The sequence below is a fragment of the Kitasatospora phosalacinea genome (assembly GCF_000717185.1).
GTDB classification, from domain to species: domain Bacteria; phylum Actinomycetota; class Actinomycetes; order Streptomycetales; family Streptomycetaceae; genus Kitasatospora; species Kitasatospora phosalacinea_A.
Genome location: NZ_JNYE01000193.1, coordinates 1 through 6,979, shown reverse-complemented (window position 1 = coordinate 6,979; position 6,979 = coordinate 1). Strand labels below are relative to the sequence as shown.

The 6,979-nt window shown below is 77.3% G+C and carries 1 protein-coding gene and 2 pseudogenes; all 3 read right to left on the bottom strand.

The features are described 5' to 3' along the window. Positions 1 to 1,492 (bottom strand): polyketide synthase dehydratase domain-containing protein (locus tag OO57_RS46545; RefSeq protein ID WP_234337706.1); only part of this gene is annotated, 1,492 nt, incomplete at its 3' end. A 192-nt stretch (positions 1,493 to 1,684) separates the two neighbouring features. Beyond that, positions 1,685 to 4,141, bottom strand: a pseudogene (locus tag OO57_RS46540) (type I polyketide synthase); the annotation flags it as partial. 100 nt (positions 4,142 to 4,241) lie between these two features. After that, positions 4,242 to 6,560, bottom strand: a pseudogene (locus OO57_RS46535) (type I polyketide synthase); the annotation flags it as partial. Positions 6,561 to 6,979: the final 419 nt, after the last annotated feature.

The window sequence follows — 6,979 nt, the reverse complement described above, 5'->3', positions numbered from 1 at the left end:
GCAGGAGGTGGCGGACGCCGTGGGTGGTGACCAGGTGGCGGGCGAGCAGTCGGCCGAGGGTGCCGGTGCCGCCGGTGAGCAGGACCGTTCCGGTGCCGAACGCCGGGCGGCCGGTGCCGGTCGGGGGCGGTGACGTGACCAGCCGCGGGGCGTACAACCGGCCGTCCCGGAAGGCGAGTTGGGTTTCACCGCGGGCCGCGGCGGCGAGCAGCAGGGCCGGTGCGGGCGCGGTGTCCGCGTCCACCAGCAGGAACCGGCCCGGGTGCTCGGTCTGGGCGGAGCGCAGCAGGCCCCAGACCGCGGCCCCCGCCAGGTCGGTGACGACTTCGCCGGGCAGCGCGGTCACGGCGCCGCGGGTCAGGACGGCCAGCGGCACGCCGGAGTCCTCTCCGGCCAGGCGTTCGCGGACGGCCGCGAGGGCCGCACCGACCGCGGTGCGGACCGCCGTGCGGACGGAGGCGCGCGGGTCGGCGTCGGGCGCGGCGTCGGGCGCGGCGTCGGGCGTGGTGACGGGCGTGGTGACGGGCAGGACGTCCACGGGGCCGTCGGTGGTGCCGTCCAGCGTCAGGGGGGTCCAGTCGACGTGCAGCAGCGGCAGCCGGGCCGGGCCGGCGGCCGCCAACTGTGCGCGGTCGAGCGGCCGGACGGCCAGCGAGGCCACCGAGGCGACCGGTGCCCCCGCCGGGTCGGCGACCGCCACGGCGACCGTGTGCGGCCCGGTCTGCCGCAGCCGGACCCGCAGCGCCACGGCACCGGCGGCGTGCAGCGAGACGCCGCTCCAGGAGAAGGGCAGCACGTCCCGGTCGGACCCGCCGAGCAGCCCGAGCACCACCGGGTGCAGGGCGGCGTCGAGCAGCGCCGGGTGCAGGCCGTGGCCCGCGGCCTCCGCGCGCTCCCGCTCGCCCAGGGCGACCTCGGCGTACACCTCGTCGCCCGCGCGCCAGGCCGCGGTCAGGCCCTGGAAGGCCGGGCCGTACTCGTAGCCCCGCTCGGCCAGGCGGAGGTAGGCGTCGGTGAGGTCCACCGCGGTCGCTCCGGCGGGCGGCCACGGGTCGGCGGTTGCCGGGTCGGTGCGCGGCTTCGGGTCGGCGGTTGCCGGGTCGGTGCCGAGGGTGCCGGTGGCGTGCAGCAGCCAGTCGCGGGCCTCGTCGTCGTCCGGGCGGGAGTGGACGGTGAGCCGGCGGCGGCCGTCCGGGTCGGGTTCGGCCGCGGTGACCTGGAGGCGCAGGGCGGCGCCGTCCGGGAGGACGAGCGGGGCGAGCAGGGTCAGGTCGGCGACCTGGGTGCAGCCGACCCGGTGGGCGGCCTCCAGGGCGAGTTCGACGAACGCGGTGCCGGGTAGCAGGACGGTGCCCGCGACGGCGTGGTCGGCCAGCCACGGGTGGGTGCCGGTCGAGAGCCGTCCGGTGAGCAACAGGCCGTCCCCGGCAGCGAGTTCGACGGCCGCGCCGAGCAGCGGGTGGTCGGCGGTGCGCAGGCCGGCGGCGCTCATGTCGCCGCTCCGGGGGGCGGCGTCGAGCCAGTACGGCCGGTGCTGGAACGGGTAGGTGGGCAGCAGGACCGGCTCGGCCGCCCGGGGGCCGGTGGCGGACGCCCAGTCCACCGGCAGGCCCTGGACCCAGCCCTCGGCGGCGGAGGTCAGCACCCGGCCCAGGCCGCCGTCGTCGCGGCGCAGCGTGCCGATCGCGAAGGCCCGGTCGGTCGGCTCCTCGGCGTCGGGGCCGGCGGCGCCCAGGGCCTCCTGGAGGACCGTGGTCAGCACCGGGTGGGCGCTGACCTCGACGAAGGCGCGGTGGCCGTCGGCGAGCAGCGCGCGGGTGGCCGTGTCCAGGCGGACCGGGCGGCGCAGGTTGCGGTACCAGTAGGCGGCGTCCAGCGCGGTGGTGTCGGTCCGCTCCCCGGTGACGGTCGAGTAGAACGGCACCGCCGACTCCAACGGCCGTACGGGGGAGAGGAGTTCGAGCAGCTCCTCGCGGATCGCCGCCACGTGCGGGGAGTGCGAGGCGTAGTCCACCGGCACCCGGCGGGCGCGGACGCCGTCCGCCTCGTACCCGGCCAGCAACTCGTCCAGGGCCGCCGGGTCACCGGCCACCACGGTCGAACCGGGGCTGTTGACGGCGGCCACGGCCAGCCGCCCGTCCCAGCGGGCGAGCCGCGCCTCGACCTCGGACGCGGGCGAGGACACCGACACCATGCCGCCCGTGCCCGCCAGGCGGGCCAGCGCCCGGCTGCGCAGCGCGACCACGCGGGCCGCGTCCGGGAGGGAGAGCGCGCCCGCGACGCAGGCGGCGGCGATCTCGCCCTGCGAGTGGCCGACGACGGCGTCGGGGCGGACCCCGAGCGACTGCCAGAGCGCGGCCAGCGAGACCGCGACCGCGAACAGGGCGGGCTGGACCACGTCGACCCGGTCGTAGCCCGGGGCCCCCGGGGCGCCGCGCAGCACGTCCAGCAGCGACCAGTCGGTGAACGCGTCGAGCGCGGCCGCGCACTCGTGCATCCGCTCGCGGAACACGGCCGAGCCGTCCAGCAGCTCCAGCGCCATGCCGACCCACTGCGAGCCCTGGCCGGGGAACACGAACACCGTGCCGCCGAGCCCGGCCGTCCCGTCGACCGCACCGGTGACCACCCCCGGGTGCGGGCGGTCCGCGGCCAGGGCGGCGAGCGCCTCGCGGTGCGCGGCGCGGTCGGACGCGACCACCACGGCGCGGTGGTCGAACACCGTACGGGTGGTGGCGAGCGCGCGGCCCACCGACGCCGGGTCGGGGCCGGTCGGATCGGCGAACAACTCGCCCAGCTTCCCGGCGAGTTCGCGGACCGGGCGGTCGGCGCGGGCGGACAGCGGCAGCGGGACGGCCGGCAGCGGGACGGCCGGCTGCGGGGAGGCCGGCTGCGGGGAGGCGGGTGCGGGTGCGGGTTCGGGCTGGGGCTGGGGCTGGGGTTGGGGTTCGGGTGCTTCGAGGATGAGGTGGGCGTTGGTGCCGCTGATGCCGAAGGAGGAGACGGCGGCACGGCGGGGGCGGTCGGTGTCGGGGTGCCAGGGGGTGGTTTCGGTGAGGAGCCGGACGTGTCCGGCGGTCCAGTCGACGTGCGGGCTGGGGGTGGCGCTGTGCAGGGTCGGGGGGAGGGTGCCGTGGCGCATGGCCATGATCATCTTGATGGTGCCCGCGGTGCCTGCGGCGGCCTGGGTGTGGCCGATATTGGACTTGATCGAGCCGAGCCAGAGGGGTTGGTCGGGGGTGTGGTGCTGTCCGTAGGTGGCTTGGAGGGCTTGGGCTTCGATGGGGTCGCCGAGGCGGGTGCCGGTGCCGTGGGCTTCGACGGCGTCGATGTCGGCGGGGGTGAGGCCTGCACTGGCGAGCGCCTGGTGGATGACGCGTTGCTGGGCGGGGCCGTTGGGGGCGGTGAGGCCGTTGGAGGCGCCGTCCTGGTTGACGGCGGAGCCGCGGATGAGGGCGAGTACGGGGTGGCCGTTGGCTTGGGCGTCGGAGAGGCGTTCGAGCAGGAGCAGTCCGGCGCCTTCGGCCCAGCCGGTGCCGTCGGCGTCGGCGGAGAAGGCTTTGCAGCGGCCGTCGGCGGCGAGGCCGCGTTGGCGGCTGAACTCGATGAAGGTGCCGGGGGTGGACATGACGGTGACGCCGCCCGCCAGGGCGAGGGTGCACTCGCCCTGGCGCAGGGCCTGGGCGGCGAGGTGCATGGCGACCAGCGAGGAGGAGCAGGCGGTGTCGACGGAGACGGCGGGGCCCTCCAGGCCGAGGGTGTAGGAGACCCGGCCCGACGCCACGCTCCCGGTGTTCCCGGCCAGCAGGAAGCCCTCGAACCCGGCCGGTGCGGGCTGGAGCCGGGAGCCGTAGTCCTGGTACATCACGCCCGCGAAGACGCCGGTGCGGCTGCCGCGGAGGGTGGCGGGGTCGATCCCGGCGCGTTCGACGGCCTCCCAGGCGGTCTCCAGCAGCAGGCGTTGCTGCGGGTCGGTGGCCAGCGCCTCGCGCGGGGAGATGCCGAAGAACTCGGGGTCGAAGTGGTCGCTCGGCGACCAGTTGCCACAGCTCCTCGGGGCTGGTGATGCCGCCCGGGTAGCGGCAGCCGATGCCGATCACCGCGATCGGCTCGTCGTCGGCGGCGGGACGGTCCTCCGGCGCAGTGGGCGTCAGTTCTTCGGCGGTGCCCAGGAGCTCGGTGCGCAGGCGGTCGGCGAGGGCCGCCACCGTGGGGTGGTCGAACAGCACCGAAGCGGGCAGCCGGAGGCCGGTGGCCTCGTTCAGCCGGTTGCGCAGTTCCACCGCGCTCAGCGAGCTGAAGCCCAGCTCGTTGAAGGCGCGTTCCACCGGGACGGTGGTGGCGCGGGCGTGCCCGAGGACGGTGGCGACCTGGGAGCGCAGCAGGTCCAGCAGGGCCTGCTCGCGTTCGGGCGCGGGCAGGGCGCGCAGCCGGTCCGCCCAGGAGTCGCCCTCGGGGGTGGCGGCGGCGGCCCGGCGGCGCACCGGGGCGGGGAAGAGCGTGCGGAAGACGACCGGGAGGCGCCCCCCGTCGGCGCCGGACCGCAGCCCGGCGGAGTCGAGTTCGGCGGCGACCAGGTCGGCCCGGCCGGTGGCCAGGGCGGCGTCGAAGGCGGCCAGCGCACGGTCGGTGGCGAGGGGGGCGAGTCCGGCGCGGCGCAGGCGGGCCTGGTCGGCGTCGGTCAGGTCGCCGGTCATGCCGCTGCTCTCGGCCCACAGGCCCCAGGCGAGCGAGGTGGCGGGCAGGCCGCGGGCCTGCCGGTGACGGGCGAGGGCGTCCAGGAAGGCGTTGGCGGCCGCGTAGTTGGCCTGTCCGGCGGTGCCGAGGGTGCCCGCGACGGAGGAGAACAGGACGAAGGCGGCGAGGTCGTGGCCGGCGGTCAGTTCGTGCAGGTGCCAGGCGGCGTCCACCTTCGGGCGCAGGACGGCGTGCAGGCGCTCCGCGTCGAGCGATTCGACGGTGGCGTCGTCGAGGACGCCCGCGGTGTGGACGACGGCGGAGAGGCGGTGGTCGGCGAGCAGGTCGGTGACGGCTCGGCGGTCGGTCATGTCGCAGGCAGCGATGGTCACTTGGGCGCCGAGGGCGGTGAGTTCGGCGGTGAGTTCGGTGGCGCCGGGGGCGTCGGGGCCGCGGCGGCTGGTCAGCAGGAGGTGGCGGACGCCGTGGGTGGTGACCAGGTGGCGGGCGAGCAGTCGGCCGAGGGTGCCGGTGCCACCGGTCACCAGCACTGTTCCGGTGCCGAACGCCGGGCGGTCGGTGCCGTCCGCGTACGCCGCCCGGGCCAGCCGCGGGACGTACAACCGGCCTTCCCGGAAGGCGAGTTGGGTTTCACCGCTCGCCGCGGCCGCGGCGAGCGCCTCGGTCGGCGGGGTGTCGGGGCCGTCCAGGTCGACGAGCAGGAACCGGCCCGGGTGCTCGGTCTGGGCGGAGCGCAGCAGGCCCCAGACGGCTGCGGCGGCGGGGTTCGCGGCGGCGTCCCCGACGGCGCCGCGGGTGAGCACGGCCAGGCGGGCGTCGTCCGGGCGGTCCTCGGCGAGCCAGCGCTGCACCAGGCCGAGGGCGTGGGCGGCGGCCCGGTGGGCGGCGGCGGGGGCGTGGTCGGCGGTGTCGGTGTCCGCGGCGTCGGACCGGCTCTCGGCGAGGACCAGCTCCACCGGGGCGCCCGCGGTCGGCGCGTCCGGGAGCGGCGTCCAGTCGAGGGTGAACAGGTTCCGGTCGCCGGGCCGGGCGGCGGCGAGCCGGTCCGGGTCCACCGGGCGCAGCAGCAGCGACTGCACGGAGGCGACCGGGGCGCCCGCGGTGTCGGTGAGCGTGAGCGCCGCGGTGTCGGCGCCGGTCAGCGACAGCCGGACCCGCAGCGATTCGGCGCCGACGGCGTGCAGGCGGACGCCGGTGAAGGCGAACGGCAGCCGGGCGGCGGCGGACCGCTGCGGGTCGGCGCCCAGGAGCACGGGGTGCAGGGCGGCGTCCAGCAGCGCCGGGTGCAGCCCGAACCGGGCGGCGTCGGCGGTCGCCTCCTGCGGCAGGCGCACCTCGGCGAAGAGTTCGGAGCCGTTCCGCCACAGGGCGGTCAGGCCCTGGAAGGCCGGGCCGTACCCGTAGCCCTGCTCGGCCAGCCGCTGGTAGGCGTCGGCGAGGGCGACCGGCACGGCCCCGGCGGGCGGCCAGGCGTCGGTCGGTGCCGCGGTGGCCGGTTCGGTGGCGGCCGGTTCGGCGGCGGGCAGCGTGCCGGTGGCGTGCCGGGTCCAGGCCGGGTCCGGGGCTCCGTCGGCGGGCTGCGGACGGGAGTGGACGGTGACGCTCCGGTGGCCGGAGCCGTCCGGGGCCCCGACCGCGACCTGCACCTGCACGGCGCCGGTCGGCGGCAGCAACAGCGGTGTCTCCAGGGCCAGTTCGTCGAGCCGGTCGCGGCCGACCCGGTGGGCGGCCTGCAGGGCGAGTTCGACGAACGCGGTGCCGGGCAGCAGGACGGCGCCCGCGACGGCGTGGTCGGCCAGCCACGGGTGCGTCCGCAGCGAGAGCCGTCCGGTCAGCAGCAGGCTGTCGCCGTCCGCCGACGCCACGGCCGCGCCGAGCAGCGGGTGGTCGCCGGTGCCCTCCAGGCCGAGCCCGGCCGCGTCCGAGGGCTTCGCCGTCGGCGGCAGCCAGTACCGCTCGCCCGCGAAGGGGTACGTGGGCAGCTCGACCCGGCGCCGGCCGCCCGCCCCGAGGGCCGCCCGCCAGTCGACCGGCAGGCCGCGCACGTGGGCGTCGGCGAGCGCCGTCAGCACCGAGACCCGCTCGGACTCGCCGCGCCGCACCACCGGGAGCGCCGCCAGCTCGGCGCCGTCGACGGTGGCCGCGATTGCCGGAGTGAGCACGGCGTCGAAGCCCACCTCGAAACAGGTGGTGGTGCCTTGGTGGTGGAGGGTGTGGATGGTGTCGGTGAAGCGGACGGTGTGGCGGATGTGGTGGGTCCAGTAGTCGGGGGAGTTGAGTTGGT